Origin of the sequence: Photobacterium atrarenae (assembly GCF_024380015.1) — a bacterium.
In the GTDB taxonomy this organism is placed as follows: Bacteria; Pseudomonadota; Gammaproteobacteria; order Enterobacterales; family Vibrionaceae; genus Photobacterium; species Photobacterium atrarenae.
In genome coordinates this window covers 218,244-234,379 of the sequence record NZ_CP101508.1, presented here as the reverse complement: position 1 = coordinate 234,379, position 16,136 = coordinate 218,244, and the positions used below count along the sequence as shown (strand labels likewise).

The 16,136-nt window shown below is 57.6% G+C and carries 14 protein-coding genes; 4 read left to right on the top strand and 10 right to left on the bottom strand.

Features of this window, described 5'->3' with window-relative positions; genetic code table 11:
- Positions 1–6: 6 nt before the first annotated feature.
- From aroB to pilM, 7 genes are all read right to left on the bottom strand, one after another.
- Positions 7–1,086 carry a 3-dehydroquinate synthase gene (gene aroB, locus NNL38_RS01115; protein ID WP_255389214.1) on the bottom strand — a complete coding sequence of 360 codons (1,080 nt, stop codon included), beginning with the start codon at positions 1,084–1,086 and terminating at the stop codon, positions 7–9.
- 24 nt (positions 1,087–1,110) lie between these two features.
- Positions 1,111–1,629 carry a shikimate kinase AroK gene (gene aroK / locus NNL38_RS01110; RefSeq protein ID WP_255389213.1) on the bottom strand — a complete coding sequence of 173 codons (519 nt, stop codon included), beginning with the start codon at positions 1,627–1,629 and terminating at the stop codon, positions 1,111–1,113.
- Positions 1,630–1,820: 191 nt separating this feature from the next.
- On the bottom strand, positions 1,821–3,458 hold the full coding sequence (locus NNL38_RS01105) for a type IV pilus secretin PilQ (RefSeq protein ID WP_439651382.1): 1,638 nt from the start codon (positions 3,456–3,458) through the stop codon (positions 1,821–1,823).
- A gap of 101 nt (positions 3,459–3,559) precedes the next feature.
- Positions 3,560–4,087 (bottom strand): pilus assembly protein PilP, encoded by a 528-nt coding sequence (locus tag NNL38_RS01100; protein ID WP_255389212.1) that lies wholly within the window; start codon positions 4,085–4,087, stop codon positions 3,560–3,562.
- 3 nt (positions 4,088–4,090) lie between these two features.
- Positions 4,091–4,687 (bottom strand): type IV pilus inner membrane component PilO, encoded by a 597-nt coding sequence (locus NNL38_RS01095; protein ID WP_255389211.1) that lies wholly within the window; start codon positions 4,685–4,687, stop codon positions 4,091–4,093.
- Positions 4,684–5,274 carry a PilN domain-containing protein gene (locus NNL38_RS01090; protein ID WP_255389210.1) on the bottom strand — a complete coding sequence of 197 codons (591 nt, stop codon included), beginning with the start codon at positions 5,272–5,274 and terminating at the stop codon, positions 4,684–4,686. Before NNL38_RS01090 ends, NNL38_RS01095 begins: the two co-directional genes overlap by 4 nt.
- On the bottom strand, positions 5,271–6,275 hold the full coding sequence (gene pilM, locus NNL38_RS01085) for a type IV pilus biogenesis protein PilM (protein ID WP_255389209.1): 1,005 nt from the start codon (positions 6,273–6,275) through the stop codon (positions 5,271–5,273). The genes NNL38_RS01090 and pilM overlap by 4 nt, the downstream gene beginning before the upstream one ends.
- 144 nt (positions 6,276–6,419) lie before the next feature.
- Between pilM and NNL38_RS01080 the strand changes: the two genes are divergently transcribed.
- Positions 6,420–8,960 carry a penicillin-binding protein 1A gene (locus NNL38_RS01080; RefSeq protein WP_255389208.1) on the top strand — a complete coding sequence of 847 codons (2,541 nt, stop codon included), beginning with the start codon at positions 6,420–6,422 and terminating at the stop codon, positions 8,958–8,960.
- 133 nt (positions 8,961–9,093) lie between these two features.
- On the opposite strand, the gene oxyR is transcribed toward NNL38_RS01080, so the two are convergent.
- Positions 9,094–10,035 (bottom strand): DNA-binding transcriptional regulator OxyR, encoded by a 942-nt coding sequence (gene oxyR / locus NNL38_RS01075; protein WP_255389207.1) that lies wholly within the window; start codon positions 10,033–10,035, stop codon positions 9,094–9,096.
- 173 nt (positions 10,036–10,208) lie between these two features.
- Here oxyR and NNL38_RS01070 point away from each other — a divergent pair, with 173 nt between their 5' ends.
- The 3 genes from NNL38_RS01070 to NNL38_RS01060 all read left to right on the top strand — a co-directional run bounded on the left by NNL38_RS01070 (position 10,209) and on the right by NNL38_RS01060 (position 12,820).
- Entirely contained in the window at positions 10,209–10,940 is a 732-nt protein-coding gene (locus NNL38_RS01070) for a glutathione peroxidase (protein WP_255389206.1), read from the top strand.
- Positions 10,941–11,010: 70 nt separating this feature from the next.
- Entirely contained in the window at positions 11,011–12,462 is a 1,452-nt protein-coding gene (locus tag NNL38_RS01065; protein ID WP_255389205.1) for a dihydrolipoyl dehydrogenase, read from the top strand.
- Positions 12,463–12,568: 106 nt separating this feature from the next.
- Positions 12,569–12,820 (top strand): DUF3624 domain-containing protein, encoded by a 252-nt coding sequence (locus NNL38_RS01060; RefSeq protein ID WP_255389204.1) that lies wholly within the window; start codon positions 12,569–12,571, stop codon positions 12,818–12,820.
- Between the two features lie 130 nt (positions 12,821–12,950).
- Here the strand turns inward: NNL38_RS01060 and argH are convergent, their stop codons facing one another.
- Positions 12,951–14,828, bottom strand: coding sequence for an argininosuccinate lyase (gene argH / locus NNL38_RS01055; RefSeq protein ID WP_255389203.1), 1,878 nt, complete (start codon positions 14,826–14,828; stop codon positions 12,951–12,953).
- 54 nt (positions 14,829–14,882) lie between these two features.
- On the bottom strand, positions 14,883–16,097 hold the full coding sequence (locus NNL38_RS01050) for an argininosuccinate synthase (RefSeq protein WP_255389202.1): 1,215 nt from the start codon (positions 16,095–16,097) through the stop codon (positions 14,883–14,885).
- Positions 16,098–16,136 lie beyond the last annotated feature (39 nt).

The window sequence follows — 16,136 nt, the reverse complement described above, 5'->3', positions numbered from 1 at the left end:
ACAACATCAAGATTGAATCACACGGCGTAGCATATCATGCGGCACGTCAGCGACAACCTCGGCACTGCCGATAGACGTCGGCAACACCAGCCGCAGCTGGCCGGACAAAACTTTCTTATCTCGCATCATGTGCTTCATATAGCAATCGAAACCCATCCCTGCAGGCGCGGTCGTCGGCAAATTCGCCTGCGCCAGCAAACGGGTGATGCGCTCGACATCTTCCTGGGCCAGCAAGCCATGGTGGCACGCCGTTTGCGCCGCCTGAACCGTCCCGGCTGCGACCGCTTCGCCATGAAGCCAGTTACCGTAGCCCATTTCCGCTTCAATCGCATGGCCGAAAGTATGCCCCAGGTTCAGCAGGGCCCGCACACCGGATTCTTTCTCGTCTGCCGCCACGACATCGGCTTTGATTTGGCAACAGCGTCGGATGGCATACGCCAGCGCCTCAGTATCCAGCGCCTGGAGCTTGGCCATGTTCTGCTCCAGCCAGACAAAAAACTCATGATCTGCAATGATACCGTACTTGATCACTTCCGCCATACCGGCGGCAAATTCACGGGCCGGCAGGGTGTGCAGGCAATGGGTATCAATCACCACGGCTTTGGGCTGGTAAAACGCACCGATCATATTCTTGCCCAACGGGTGGTTAACCGCAGTTTTACCGCCGACCGACGAGTCGACTTGGGCCAGTAAGGTGGTCGGCACCTGAATAAAGTCCACGCCCCGCTGATAGCTGGCCGCCGCAAAGCCGACCACATCCCCAATCACGCCGCCGCCCAGGGCAACCAGTACCACATCGCGGCCATAGTTGCCTTCCAGCAGGAAGGTCATGATTTGATTAAAGGTATCCAGGGATTTGAACTGTTCGCCGTCCGGCAGGGAAAGGAGGGAAACTTCGCATTGCAGAGAACGGATGGTCGCCATCACCTGTTCGGCATACAGTGGCGCCACCGTCTCGTTGCTGACCACAACAACGCGTTGTCCACACTTGATGACAGAGGAAAACAGCGCCGGGTCATCAAATAACTCGGCGCCGATGGAGATTGGGTAACTTCTGTCATCAAGGTTTACGTGGATCCGTTCCATGGTCAGTATCTCTTCTTCAATAAATTATCGTTCTTCCAGCATCTTGATGATTTGGTTCGCCACCACTTTGGCGCTTTGGTCATCAGTGCGGACAACGTAGTCTGCTACCTCTTCATACAAAGGATTACGCTCTTTTGCAAGCTCTTCCAGTACTTCTCGTGGGGTATCGGTCTGAAGCAGAGGCCGTTTCTTGTCACGCTGGGTCCGTGCCAACTGTTTTTCAATGGTAGTTTCAAGATATACCACGATACCGCGGGCAGACAGACGGTTGCGGTTGTCTTTACTTTTTACAGAACCACCTCCTGTCGCCAGTACGATCCCTTGTTCTTGAGTCAGATCATCGATCACTTTCTCCTCGCGAACACGGAAACCCTCTTCACCTTCAACATCGAAGACCCAGCTGATATCGGCTCCAGTACGCTCTTCAATCACAGAGTCCGAATCCAGGAACTCCATATGCAGCTGCTGTGCAAGATGTCGACCAATAGTACTTTTGCCGGCACCCATTGGACCGACCAGGAAAATATTTCGTTTTTCAGCCATTTTTAGCAATTTTACGCGCGGTTAATAAAACGACACCGCCCGCAGGCTATCGATTACAGAAGCCCGAGGCGCCAAGTTCCTCACTTTTTATTCGTGATAAGACCGAAAATTATCTCAGGACTCGCTATCACTTGGCAATAGCTAGAGCCATTCATTCCGAATTTAATTCCCGCCCGGACGCCGCGCCGCGGTTACTGCATGACGATTTTCGGGGTCACGAAAATCAGCAGCTCACGCTTGGTAAACTGCTCCAGCTTGTGGCGAAACAACGCCCCCAGTACCGGTAAATCCCCCAATAACGGGACTTTACGCATGATATTATTGATCTGATGCTGGTAAATCCCACCGAGCACCACGGTCTCACCATTTTCCACCAGCACCTGAGTGCCGATCCGCTGGGTATCAATCGCGACCGCCTCCCCGTTCCCGGTCTTCACCTCTTCGCCTTTTTTGTCCTGGGTGACCATCAAATCCAGCACCAGTTTGTTATCCGGCGTGATCTGCGGGGTCACCATCAGGCTCAGTACCGCCTTTTTAAACCCGACAGAAACCGCGCCGCTGGAGGACGCTTCGAGATAAGGGATCTCCGTCCCCTGCTCAATATACGCCATCTTTTTATCCGTGGTGACCAGCCGGGGGCTGGAGATGATTTCCAGCTTTTTCTCCGACTGCAGGGCCGAGAGTTCGAGATCCAGCAAAATATCCCCCATTTTCGCCACCTGGAATGCCACCCGCGCCGCACCCGGCTGGGTTGCCCCCAGGTTCACATTGAGGAAATCATCGACCGGGGACTCGCTGTCACTGTCGAGCAACCCGGCCGAGCCCAGGCTACTTTCAATCGAACCGCCAACCGTGGTATCGCCATTACTGCCCAGCACCCCCCAACGGACCCCGATCTCATCGACATCATCCTCATTGACCGAGACGATCCGGGCTTCGATATGAACCTGCTTCACCGGGATATCCAGCGCAGCAACAATGGTTTTGATATTATCAATCTGGCTGGCCAGATCATTGATAATTAGCGAATTGGTTCGTTCATCGACATGCAGCGAACCGCGCGCCGACAGCATACTGGCCCCCTCCTCCTGGCCCCGCAGCAACTCCGCCAGATCCGTGGCTTTGGCATAGTGGACCTGAACAATATCCGATCGCAACGAAGCCAGCTCCAGCGCCTTTTGCTTCGCTGCCATCGCCTGCTGCTCACGCTGATCCAGCTCCTGTTTCGGCGCAATCAACACCACCGAGTCTTTCACTCGCTTGTCCAGTCCTTTGGCCTGCAGAATAATATCGAGCACTTGCGGCCAGGGCACATCATCGAGTCGCAACGTCACCGTACCGGACACACTGTCGGACACCACCAGGTTAAAATCATTGTACTCGGCGATCAGCTGCAAGACATTTCGGACCGGGATATCCTGAAAGTTAATCGAAATCGGCTTGCCGCTATAACGGATCTGCGCTGCCTCCGATATTTTGGGCTGTGCGGCAACGATCACCTGGAGCTGCGGTCCGTTCAGTCGGTAATCATAGTGAAAGTCATCATTCATCAGGAGCTTGAGCCGGGTCCCCTGCTCTCCCCGCACCGTCTCTATCGACGTCACCGCGGTCGCAAAGTCCGCCACATCGAGTATATAGAGCATCTCATCGTCAATCGCCGCGTCGACCAGATCCACATAAAGCTGGCGGCCCACCTGGCGCACATCCACCAGCGCACTGGACTTGGCCAGCGCCACGCTAACAATCCCGCGCCCTTCGCCGTCACGCCGAAAATCCATATCCAGGATCTTATTATCCACCACCTCAATGGACGTCGCGGATGCCGTCATCAACCACAGCAACATCCCGATCACCCATTGCCTCGCGGCTCCCCAGCATCCCGCCCTGTTCACGCTTACTTCGCAGTTCATCATGCGTACTTCTGTTCCTTTTATCCTGTCGGCTCCGTTACAGCAATCGGTAGTGAAACCGTCCGCGTCAGCCAGCACCCGGCACCATCCGGCAGTGTTTCAACCAGCTCCAGTCCCGTGGCTTTCACTCGGGTCACCCGGCCGTAATTCAAGCCGAGGTAATGTCCCCGGCGTACTTTCACCAATTGCTTGGCCGGGGTGTAAATCAGGGCCCAGCGCCGCTGGCCATCGCCGATCACCCCTTTCATTTCAAGCTGCTCCAGCGCAAACTGCTCCAGCGGCATTGGTTTGCGCTGTCCTTCGGGCTGCCAGCAGGCTGTTTCTTCCTGCGGTTCTGGCACCCGCGCCTCGGCACGCGGGCGGGCAAACGGGACCCGCTCGCCAGCCAGTACAAAGGGATCGGCCCGGTAGACATACTCCGCCGGCAAATCAGCCGTCTGCGCGCTTGCCTGCGCCGTCACCCGGGCAATCACCTGCTCGACTGAGCCTTCATTCGCCTGACAGCCCCATAGCAGCATGGCAACCGCAAGCCAGCTCCATCGTTGCATCTCTCACGTTCCTCCTTGCTGTGGCGGTTTGAAGCGATACGTACTGGCTGAGACCGTCAGCTTCAGCACCACTACTGAGGATGGCTGACTCACCAGATCCAGCTTGAAATCATTCAAGGTGACAATCCGGGACAACGCCGCAACCGCCGCGGCGAACTGGCCAATTTCCTCATAACTACCGGTCAGCTCGATACTGATCGGCAGCTCGAAAAACAGCGGGTGCTCTACCGTCGGGGCCCATTCAATCCGTTGAAATTCGAGACCATTGCGGATCCCGATGTCATTGATCCCGGACAGCAGGCTGGCGAGCTCTTTTTCCTCCGGCAATTGCTGAACCACCTGCTGATAACGCCCGCCCAGCGTCGTCAGTTGCTGGCGGATCAATGGCAGTGCCGCCGCCTGATTCGCCCGGAGGACCAATTGCTGATGCAGCGCCGCTTCACGCTGCTTGAGCCCTGCCAGGGTTGTTTGGGCCGGCGTGAGCCAGAACCAATACCCCACGCCTGCCAACGCAAGCGCCAGCACCAACGCGGCCAGGCATTGTGGTATCCGGGGCCAGTCAGCAATTTCATCAAGTTCCAGATCCTGCCATTCGGTCACGGCGTCTCTCCTTGCGCAGTCGAGCCTGTCTCCCCGGCTTGCGGTGGCGCCAGCACAAAAGAGGCATTGAACGCAATCGTCGCGGGTTCATCTTCCCCGCCGGCAACCACAATGGAGTGTATCGCTACATCACTGAGCCAGGGGGAGTGCTCAGCCCGGGACAATAGCATGGCCAGCTGACCGTTGGAGTCTCCCTCCCCTTCCAGGGTGACCCGGCGCGCCGCCAGGGTCACTTGGTTGAGGTACACCCCCTGCGGTACGAGTGTCGGCAGCAAATTGAGCAGATGGGTCACCTGATTCCGCTCTTGCTGGATATCTTTAATCACCGCCAGCCGTTCACGAAATGCCAGCCGCTGGCGCTCCAGTTTCGGCAACAGTGACAACTGGTGTTCCAGAGCGGCAATCGCCTGCTCCAACTGCTGGTTTCGCCCCTGCTGTTGCGCCTGCTGCCCGGTCAGGTAAACATGTGCGCCCCCGACACCAGCCGCTGCCACCAGACAGGCTGCGGCGATCAGAGCATAAAATTGCTGACGATACGCCTGACGCTGCAGATCACGCCAGGGCAACAGGTTGAGTTTTTCCATCATGACGCCACACCCCGCAGCGCCAGCCCGGTCGCCACCGCATACTGGCTATAGGTATGCTCGCCGGCAATCTCCCCCAGCCGCTTACCGCTTGGCAAACAGCGAAACGGGTTCAGCCACTGAACTTCCAGGCCCAGCAGCCGCTCAAGCAAGGTCTCTGACACTACATGCTGACCACCACCGCACAGCCAGACGCCTTCCAGCGGTGCCGCGGCATGGGTTGAGTTATAGAGCTGAAGCTGACGCCGGAGCTGATCCGCCAACTGCTTGGTCTGAGTTTCGCTCTGCTCGGGAGAGAGCAGAGTCAGGGCCGGCGTCTCCGCCCCCTGCGCTGCCACAGGCTGACCGAGCCCCCAGGCAATTTCCCGGTGGTAGGCGCTGCCGCCGGCCGGACACACCGCAAATTCAGTCAACCGCTGGCCAATATCCACCACGCCCCACTGACCGGACAATCCCAGTTGTTCAGCCGTAAAGTCTGCCAGCCAGAGCAGCGCATGGGTCTGCAACTCCATGATCGCCGGACGCAGCCCTGCTTTTTTCAATGCCGTGATCCGGGGGTCAAGGGTGGTTTTTCGCGCCGCGAAGACCTGATATGGCGCAGTCGTGCCCATTTCACTCAGCCCAGGAGACACCGCCGGGTAAAAATCGAGCCGCAGTTCATCGACCGGAAACGGCGATGAGGCACTCAGGGCCTGGGTGACCGCAAACTCTGCTTCTTCATCAGTGAGGTTGGTATCAAGCTGGATCACCTTGCTGATCACCGCGCTATCCGGCAGGGCCAGGATCGCCCGGCGGGCAGCGCGGGGCAGGCTTTTCCGGATTTGACGTATTGCTGACAACAGGCCTTCGGGATCCACGGTATGCTGGTCATTTAAAATCGGGGCCGGCGGTACAACTTCGGCAAACGCGCTCAGCGCCAGCTGCGATTTCTTCTGGCTCAGCACAACGGCTTTGATACTATGGTGGCCGATATCGATCCCGACAGTTAATGGGCTTTGAAACATACCGTGCTATGCTCCCGGTAGTGGACATGCAATATATTTTTCATCTAAACACCAACCTACAGCGTTAATTTTCTTTGAGTTATCTTTATACTACTGATTGAAATAGAGTGAACGGTCAAACGATGGTGTAGCAGGAATTCTCAAGTGAAGTTCATAAAGCGATTACTTATACTTGCATTGATTTGCATATTTCTTGGGGTCGGTACAATTTTTGGTTTTTACCAATATGTAAAGCCCGAGCTCCCGGATGTGGCAACGCTGAAAAATGTTGAGTTACAAACACCTATGCAAGTTTTCAGTGCCGACGGCAAACTGATTTCCCAATTTGGTGAGAAGCGTCGGATCCCGCTGTCACTTGATGAAATTCCCCCGCAAATGATCAATGCGGTCATTGCCACCGAGGACAGCCGCTACTATGAGCACCCGGGGATTGACCCGATCGGGATTGCCCGCGCCGCTATCGTCGTGGCCATTTCAGGCTCTGCCAAACAAGGGGCGAGTACCATTACCCAGCAACTGGCGCGGAACTTTTTTCTCACCAACGAGAAAAAGATCATGCGGAAGATCAAAGAGATCTTTATTGCAATTCACATTGAGCAGCTGCTGAGCAAAGAAGAGATCCTGGAGCTCTACCTCAACAAAATTTACCTCGGCTACCGCTCTTACGGGGTGGGTGCCGCCGCACAGGTTTATTTCGGCAAGGAAGTCAGCCAGCTGACCCTGAGCGAAATTGCGATCATTGCCGGGCTGCCGAAAGCACCGTCAACCATGAACCCGCTCTACTCCATTGACCGGGCAACCACCCGCCGCAATGTGGTGCTGAGCCGGATGTTCGACGAAGGCTATATCAGCCAGGCCGAGCTGGATCAGGCCCGTGCCGAGCCGATTGTCGCCCGCTACCACGGTGCGGAAATTGAACTCAGTGCGCCGTATTTTGCCGAGCGCGCCCGCGCCTGGATGGTGGAACGCTATGGCGAAGAAGCCTATACCTCCGGGATGCGGATCTACACCACAGTGGATCCGAAACTCCAGCAGGCCGCGCAGGCCGCTGCCATCAACAACCTGCTGGACTACGACCAGCGGCATGGCTACCGCGGCGCGGTGGCAACGCTGTGGCAACCGAAACAAGCGGCCTGGCCAAGCGAGAAAATTACCGAGCACCTGCGCCAACAGCCAAGCTACGGCGAACTGCAGGCCGCTGTGGTCACCGCCGTCGACGCCAAGTCTGCCCAAGTGATCACCAAAGACGGGGCCCAACACACCCTGGCATGGGACGGCCTGAAATGGGCCCGCCGCTATATTACCGACGAGCGTCAAGGCGCAGCCCCGAAAGCGGCGACCGAGATCCTCAGCCCGGGTGAGCAAATCTGGGTTCAGCAGCGCGAGCAGGACTGGGTCCTGAGCCAGGTCCCGGATGCCAATACCGCCTTTGTCGCCGTCTCGCCGCAAAACGGCGCCGTGAAAGCCATGGTGGGCGGCTTTAACTTCGTCCACAGCAAGTTTAACCGTGCTACCCAATCCATCCGCCAGGTCGGTTCCAGTATCAAGCCCTTTATCTATTCGGCAGCACTGGACAAAGGCATGACCCTGGCGACCCTGGTGAATGACGCCCCGATCAACCGCTGGGATCAGAGCATGGGCACAGCCTGGCGACCAAAGAACTCCCCGCCGACCTACAACGGCCCGACCCGGCTGCGCCTGGGCCTGGCCCAGTCGAAAAACGTCATGGCGGTGCGTGTTCTGCAAAATGTCGGCCTGGATGATGCGATCAGCTACCTGACCCGCTTTGGCTTCAAGCGCGAAGACTTGCCGCGCGCCGAAGCCATCGCACTGGGGGCCGGCAGCCTGACCCCACTGGAGATGGCCCAGGGCTTCTCGGTGTTTGCCAACGGTGGCTACTATGTCGAGCCTTACTTCATTGAACGGGTCGAGGATGCCTACGGCAACCTGATCTATCAGGCCAACCCGAACCAGGTCTGTGATACCGAGTGTCAGCGCGGACAACAACAAGCCGGCAAGCCGGTTACTGCCAGCAAAGCCGTGCTGCACGACATTGCCATCAGCGAGCAGGAACTGGGTGACAGCGGTAGTGCCGATGCCGGGCAGGCCCCGCGCTATGCGCCGCAAGTAATTTCGGAGCAAAACGCCTTCCTGATCCGCGAAATGCTGGAGAGCAATATCTGGGGGGGGGGTGACTGGCGCCACGGGACCGGCTGGAACGGGACCGGCTGGCGTGGGCAAGAGCTGAAACGCCGGGATATCGGCGGCAAAACCGGCACCACCAACGACTCGAAGGATGCCTGGTATTCTGGCTTTGGCCCGAACATCGTCGCTACGGCCTGGGTTGGATTTGATGATCACAGCCGCAAACTCGGCCGCACCGGCTGGAACAATAACCTCGGCAAAGAACAGATTTCTGGTGCCGAAGCCGGGGCTAAAACCGCCCAACCGGCCTGGGTCGCCTTTATGGAGCAAGCCCTGGAAGATGTTCCGGTACAACGCAAGCAGTTACCGGACGGGATCATCCAGGTCCGCATCGACCGCGATACCGGTAAGCTGAGTAACCGGACCGACTTCACCTCGATGTTTGAATATTTCGAGAAAGGGTCTGAGCCGACCGAGACGGTCAGCGAGAGCGGTGCCGGCGGCATTTTCGAAGCCGACAGCTCAGATGAACTGTTCTGATTGAAAACGGCGACAGTGATCAAAAAGCGCCCCCTGAACATTCAGGGGGCGCTTTTTTTTCTCGGTAGCTCGCCGACGATTTGCCGGGACGATCGGGTTTAAACGACCCGGCCCCAGAGCGAGAGGACAAGCCCTACGCCAGATCGGAATGCGCCGAGCCCGGGTTGGGCGCTGCTTCCCGGACCAGCTGCGGTTGCATCTTCTCGCCAACCAGCGCTGCCAGTTTTTCATAGCGGCCCCGCAGCGGTGAGCCCGGCCGGTAGGCCAGCACAATCTGCCGGGTTGGTTCGGGATCAAGCGTGCGAATATAGCAAATCCCGTCCCGCTGGCGCGTCGCCGGCGTGGCCAGTTGCGGCAACAAGGTGATCCCGCTCCCCGCCGCGACCATATTACGCAGGGTCTCCAGGCTGGTCGCCTTGAAACTGCCATCCTCCTGCGCCCCGACCGCAAAACAGAACCCCATCGCCTGATCACGCAGGCAGTGGCCATCCCCCAGCATCAGCAAGGTCTGGCCATTGAGCTTGGCCATCGCCAGGCTCTCCTGCGCCGCCCACGGATGCTCCTGCGGAACCGCCAGCACCATCGGCTCATGGTACAGTGGCAACTCAACCAAGTGCTCGGTCTCCTTCACCGCCGCCAGCACAATACAGTCGAGCTTGCCTTCTTCAAGCTGCTGGACCAGTTGATGGGTCTGCGCCTCATGCAGGTACAGCTCCAACTGCGGAAACTCGGCTTTGAGATGCGGGATAATATGCGGCAGCAGATACGGCCCCACCGTCGGAATAAATCCGATATGCAGCGGCCCGGCCATACTGTCGCCCTGCTGACTGGCCAGTTCAGTCAGCACTTTCACTTCCATCAGGATCTTCTGGGCCTGGGCCACCAGGCTCAGGCCGGCATCGGTAAACAGCACCCGGCGGCTGGTGCGCTCGAGCAGCGACACCCCCAGCTCATCTTCCAGCTTACGGATCTGCCCGCTCAGGGTCGGCTGGCTGACAAAGCAGGCTTCCGCCGCCTTGCGAAAATGCTTGTGCTCAGACAATGCCACCAGATATTCAAGATCGCGGATGTTCATGGCGCCCCTTACTTTTTAATAGAATAAAACTATCAAAACCATAGCAGCAAACGATTAGAGCTATCAATGGGTTCGCGACATAATTCTCCCATCAACACGGAGCAGGATGAACAAGGCTCCGGTTGTCACCAAAACCACAAATCAAATGAGTTATCCAGTTAAGGGGAAATATTATGTTTGCATCAAAAGAAGGCCAAGCCGTCCCACAAGTCACGTTCCACACCCGCCAGGGCGATCAGTGGGTCGATGTCACCACTGCTGAGTTGTTCGCGGACAAAACCGTGATTGTCTTCAGCCTGCCGGGTGCCTTTACCCCAACCTGCTCATCGAGCCACCTGCCGCGCTATAACGAGCTGGCCTCCGTCTTTGCCGAGCACGGTGTCGACGACATCCTGTGTGTTTCGGTCAACGACACCTTTGTCATGAACGCCTGGAAAGCCGATCAAGAAGCCGACAACATCACCTTTATCCCGGACGGCAACGGTGAATTCTCCCGGGGCATGGGGATGCTGGTCAACAAAGAAGAACTGGGCTTCGGCGCACGCTCATGGCGCTACAGCATGCTGGTGAAAAACGGCGTGGTGGCAAAAATGTTCATCGAGAACGACGAGCCGGGCGACCCGTTCAAGGTTTCCGATGCCGATACTATGCTTAACTATATTGCCCCAGAGCATCAGCTACAAGAATCGATTACGGTCTTTACCAAGCCGGGCTGCCCGTTCTGTGCCAAAGCGAAGCAGCGCCTGATCGACAGCAAGCTGCAATATGAAGAAGTGATCCTGGGCAAAGATGCCACCACGGTCAGCCTGCGCGCGGTAACCGGCCGCAGCACCGTGCCCCAGATTTTCATCGGCGGCAAGCACATCGGTGGCAGCGAAGAGCTGGATGCGTTCCTAAGCGCTTGAGTCGCGAGCAAGCATCGTGTTGCAGGGCCGTCGGCCCTGCCTTTATCGGCAAAGTGAACTGGAGAGAAAAATGAAGACCCTGAATGTTGATGTGGCAATCATTGGCGGCGGGACCGCCGGCCTGGGTGCCTACCGTGCAGCCAAGGCACATAGCGACAGTGTCGTAATGATCGAAGGCGGCCCGTATGGCACCACCTGTGCCCGTGTCGGCTGTATGCCATCCAAACTGCTGATTGCCGCAGCAGAAAGCGTTCACCAGATCGAAAAAGCGCCGGGATTCGGCGTCCACCCGCAAGGGGAGATCCTGATCAACGGCCGCGAGGTGATGGATCGGGTGAAGCGCGAGCGGGACCGGTTTGCCGGCTTCGTGTTGGAAAGCGTGGATGAGATCCCGGCCGAAGACAAGATTGCCGGCTATGCCCAATTTGTCAATAACACCACGCTGATGGTGGATGATCATACCCGCATCGAAGCCAAGCGCATCGTGATCGCGACCGGCTCCCGGCCGGCCTACCCGGCGGCGTGGCACGAGCTGGGCGATCGCCTGATCATCAATGATGATGTCTTTGAGTGGGACGATCTGCCGAGCGCCGTGGCGGTATTCGGTCCGGGCGTCATCGGCCTGGAGCTGGGTCAGGCGCTCAAACGCCTGGGTGTTGAGGTGGTGATGTTCGGCCTGGGTGGCCAGGTGGGCCCGCTGACCGATCCGAAAATCATGGCTTATGCCGATCAAGCCTTTAATGAAGAATTCTATCTCGATGCCGACGTCAAGGTCGAAAGCATGAAACGCGACGGCGACCAGGTTGAGATCCAGTACCTGGACAAGCAAGGTGAACTGGCGGTGATCCGAGTCGATTATGTCCTCGCCGCAACCGGCCGCCGGCCGAACGTCGACAAGCTGGCGATTGAGCACACCAGCATGAGCCTGGATGAGCGTGGCGTCCCGATGGCCGACCACTTTACGCTGCAAACCTCGGTCGACACCATTTTCATTGCCGGCGATGCCAGCAACCAGCTGCCGTTGCTACATGAAGCGGCGGATCAGGGGCGGATTGCCGGAGACAACGCCGGTCGCTTCCCGGATATCCGTGCCGGGCTGCGCCGCTCGAAAATTTCCGCCGTGTTCACCGATCCGCAAATTGCGCTGATCGGGGAAACTTATCAGGAAGTCACCGAGCGCCTGGGCAACTGCGGCTGTTTCGAAACCGGTGCCGTCTCGTTTGAGAACCAGGGTCGCTCCCGGGTGATGCTGCGCAACAAGGGCCTGCTGCACGTTTACGGCGAGCACGGCACCGGCCGCTTCCTCGGTGCCGAAATGATGGGACCAAATGCCGAGCACCTGGCGCACCTGCTGGCCTGGGCGCACCAGAACAAGATGACCGTGGCGGAAATGCTCGACATGCCATTCTACCACCCGGTGATCGAAGAAGGGGTCCGGACTGCACTGCGTGATCTCAATGCCAAGCTGCACCTGGGCCCGCAGATGATCAAACACTGCCTCGACTGCGGTCCGGGCTGCTAACCGCTTCCTCACTCTCCTGCGCACGGCTTTACACGATGATTTGCCCTCCTCCGGAGGGCTTTTTTCCAGTACAATTTCAGTCCATCAGACGTTTCGGAGCATGGACATGGGCTGCCCTCACTGCCACCAGACTCAAGCCTTTCGCCGCAAGCTCGGCCGCTGTCGCCGCTGCATTCTGCAACTGATCCTGCTCAGCTCCCTGAGCTGGAGCGCCTGGCTCTATTACTACCTGCCAACCCCGACCAAGGTGGAATCCATCACCCTGTTATTTACAGCCAGCGCCTTCAGCCTGCTGCTGTTCGCCCATGGTGTGGCTGCCCTGGCGCGCAGGCTCAGCCCCCGCTCTCGCCAAGCCTGACACCACCAACTGCGCCAACAAAAAAAGCCGGCCGCGATACCAGAGGGATCGGGCCGGGTCGGACTAGAACTAGGACTCAAAAATTCAACATCACATTGATTGAGGCAGTATTGATTTAAGCACTATTGATTCAGGCAACACTGACACTCGGGATCGCCTGCTCTTTATCGAGCCGCACTTCCAGCGCCACCTCATCACAGGCATGCTGGCGCGGACAACGATCGCAGTCTTTCATCACTTTCTCCGGCAACAACGATTTCGAGGTCGGGACAAAGCCCTGTTTCATGAAAAACTCAGGGACCCGGGTCAGTACAAACACTTTCTTGATTGCCATCTGATCGGCCTTTTCAATCAGGAAATCAACAATGGCTTTGCCCTGCCCCTGATGCTGCCAACCGGCTTCGACACCCAGCGAGCGAATTTCCGCCAGCCCGGAGTCGTAGACATAGAGCGACGCACATCCGGTCACCGTGCCGTGATGCTCAGCCACCGCAAACGAGCCGATATCCCGCACCAGTTCATTGCGCATCCTTGGCAGATTTTCCCCTAACCCCGCCCAGTAGGCCACCATACCTTCAATGGCGTCGAGATCGGTCAGGCGGGCACCGCGGACTTTGCCCCCCGGGGTGTAACGTTTCTCAAGCCGTTTTTCAGCCTGGGAAATCGCATAGTCCACCTGGTTCGGCGCCACCCCACCCAGAGCGCAGCGCTTCTCCAGACACGAATCTATGGTCAGGATCGGATAAACATCGTCATCAATCACCTCCGAGAATGACTTCATCTCAGCCAGCGACATTTCTTCCAGTGCGCAACCTTTGGCAATCGCAGCCACCACAGCGACCCCGACGATGTGGTGCGCTTCGCGGAACGGAATGCCCTTGGCGACCAGATAATCAGCCAGCTCAGTCGCGTTAGAGTAGCCCTGCATCGCAGCTTCCAGCGTCCGTGCCTTGTTCACCTTGATGCCGTCAAAACAGAGCGCTGCCATTTCCATACAGTCGTGCCAGCTGTCCAGCGCATCAAACAAGCCTTCCTTGTCTTCCTGCATATCTTTGTTATAGGCCAGCGGCAGCGCTTTGACCGTCATCATCATTCCGGTCATCGCACCGTAAACCCGGCCGCATTTACCCCGGATCAGCTCGAGGGCATCGGGGTTTTTCTTCTGCGGCATCAGGGAGGAGCCCGAAGTCACCGTATCAGCCAGCTCGATAAAGTTCGACTCGCCGGAGTTATAAAAGATCAGATCTTCGGCCATCCTTGAGAGGTGCAGCATCGAGATCGACGCCGTCGACAACAGCTCCATCACATGGTCACGGTCGGAGACCGAGTCCAAGCTGTTGCGTGTCGCCCGGTGAAAGCCCAGGCTGTGGGCCAGCGCTTCCCGATCAATCGGATACGCCGTCCCGGCCAGTGCGCCCGAGCCAAGCGGACAGGTATCCAGCCGGCTCAGCGCATCCTGCAGGCGCGAATGATCCCGCTCGAACATCTCGACATAGGCCAGGCACCAGTGGGCAAACGTCACCGGCTGCGCCCGCTGCAGGTGGGTATAACCCGGCAGCACCGTGCCCTGGTTTTCCCGCGCCACCGACACCAGCTGGTTTTGCAGCTTGTCCAGCATCATCAGCAATTGCTGACCCTGCTGGCGGCACCAGAGTTTGAGATCAGTTGCGACCTGATCGTTACGCGACCGGCCGGTATGAAGCTTCTTGCCCAAATCCCCGACCTTGCTGATCAGCTGCTGCTCGACCCAGCTGTGGATATCTTCCGCATCCGAATTGAGGATCTGCTCCGGATCTTCCATCACCGCCAGCTTCAGCTCATTCAGAACCAGCTCCAACCGCTGCTGCTCGTCTTCGGTCAATACATTGACCTGGCGCAGCGCCTTCGACCAGGCAATGGAGCCAACGATATCTTGCTCCGCCAAGCGGTAATCAAAGCGCAGGGAATCATTAAACTCTTTAAACCGTGTGTCTGCTGCCTGACTAAAACGTCCGCCCCATAATGCCATGGTACTTCTCCTATGTTTCGCTATTCGACGTGTCTCATTGCTTGCTGTGTAGGGTTATTTGTTTTTCTTCTGTTCGTTCAGCGCGCGGATCCGGCTGGCCAGCGAGTACAGGCGGATAAAGCCTTCCGCATGACTGTGATCGTAGACCTCATCTTCGCCGAAGGTGGCAAACTCTTCCGAGTACAGACTGTTGAGCGAGCGCTTCTGCACCACGGTAGCCTGCCCTTTATACAATTTCACCACAACCTCACCGGTCACATCCTGGGCCAACGCGTCTGCCGCAGCCAGCAGCGATTTACACAGCGGCGTGAACCAGCGGCCGTCGTAGATCAGGTGCGAGGCTTTCAGGCCCAGCGACTCACGAAATTCAAACGATTCTTTGTCCAGCACCAGCTGCTCGACCGCGCGCAGGGCTTCATTCATGATGGTGCCACCCGGGGTTTCGTAGCAACCGCGGGATTTCATCCCCACCAGACGGTTCTCGACGATATCAATCCGGCCGACGCCGTGCTCAGCCCCTTTCTCATTGAGATAGGTCAGCGCCTGCAGCGGTGACATGGCTTCGCCGTCCACGGCCACGATTTCACCTTTATCAATCAGGATAGAGACGGTTTCCGGTGTGTTCGGCGCATCTTCAGGGTCTTTAGTCCAGACCCAGCACAGCTCATTCGGCTGGTTCCAGGTATCTTCCAGTACCCCGCCTTCGGTCGAAATATGCCAGGCGTTAGCATCACGGGAGTAGATTTTTTCCAGCGATGCGGTACACGGAATGTTCCGCTCGGCCAGGTAATCCAGCAGGGCTTCACGGCTGCGCAGATCCCACTCCCGCCACGGGGCGATCACAGTCAGTTGTGGCGCCAGCGCGGCATACGCGCTTTCAAAACGCACCTGATCATTGCCTTTGCCGGTACAGCCGTGGCACAGGGCATCGGCACCGATTTCCAGCGCACACTCAACCTGGGCCTTGGCGATGATCGGCCGGGCCATCGAGGTGCCCAGCAGGTATTTGCCTTCATAAATCGCGCCGGTTTTCAGGCTCGGATAAATATAATCGGCCACCATCTCATCTTTCAGATCGGCGATGTAGCAGGCCGAAGCTCCGGAAGCCAACGCTTTTGCTTCAATTCCTTCCAGCTCAGCTTCACCCTGACCGACATCGGCGACAAATGCCACCACTTCACAGCCATAGTTCTCTTTCAGCCAAGGGATAATGGCTGAGGTGTCCAGACCGCCGGAATAGGCCAATACGACTTTTGTTACTTGACTCATCATGCTCTCCTGCTTGCCTGCTCGACGGTCACCGCGCTC

Excerpts from the sequence above, each read along its gene's own strand:
- aroB (WP_255389214.1), bottom strand. The coding sequence starts at position 1,086 with ATGGAACGGATCCACGTAAACCTTGATGACAGAAGTTACCCAATCTCC.
- aroK (WP_255389213.1), bottom strand. The coding sequence starts at position 1,629 with ATGGCTGAAAAACGAAATATTTTCCTGGTCGGTCCAATGGGTGCCGGC.
- NNL38_RS01105 (WP_439651382.1), bottom strand. The coding sequence starts at position 3,458 with ATGACGGCATCCGCGACGTCCATTGAGGTGGTGGATAATAAGATCCTG.
- NNL38_RS01100 (WP_255389212.1), bottom strand. The coding sequence starts at position 4,087 with ATGCAACGATGGAGCTGGCTTGCGGTTGCCATGCTGCTATGGGGCTGT.
- NNL38_RS01090 (WP_255389210.1), bottom strand. The coding sequence starts at position 5,274 with ATGATGGAAAAACTCAACCTGTTGCCCTGGCGTGATCTGCAGCGTCAG.
- pilM (WP_255389209.1), bottom strand. The coding sequence starts at position 6,275 with ATGTTTCAAAGCCCATTAACTGTCGGGATCGATATCGGCCACCATAGT.
- oxyR (WP_255389207.1), bottom strand. The coding sequence starts at position 10,035 with ATGAACATCCGCGATCTTGAATATCTGGTGGCATTGTCTGAGCACAAG.
- NNL38_RS01070 (WP_255389206.1), top strand. The coding sequence starts at position 10,209 with ATGTTTGCATCAAAAGAAGGCCAAGCCGTCCCACAAGTCACGTTCCAC.
- NNL38_RS01065 (WP_255389205.1), top strand. The coding sequence starts at position 11,011 with ATGAAGACCCTGAATGTTGATGTGGCAATCATTGGCGGCGGGACCGCC.
- NNL38_RS01060 (WP_255389204.1), top strand. The coding sequence starts at position 12,569 with ATGGGCTGCCCTCACTGCCACCAGACTCAAGCCTTTCGCCGCAAGCTC.
- argH (WP_255389203.1), bottom strand. The coding sequence starts at position 14,828 with ATGGCATTATGGGGCGGACGTTTTAGTCAGGCAGCAGACACACGGTTT.
- NNL38_RS01050 (WP_255389202.1), bottom strand. The coding sequence starts at position 16,097 with ATGAGTCAAGTAACAAAAGTCGTATTGGCCTATTCCGGCGGTCTGGAC.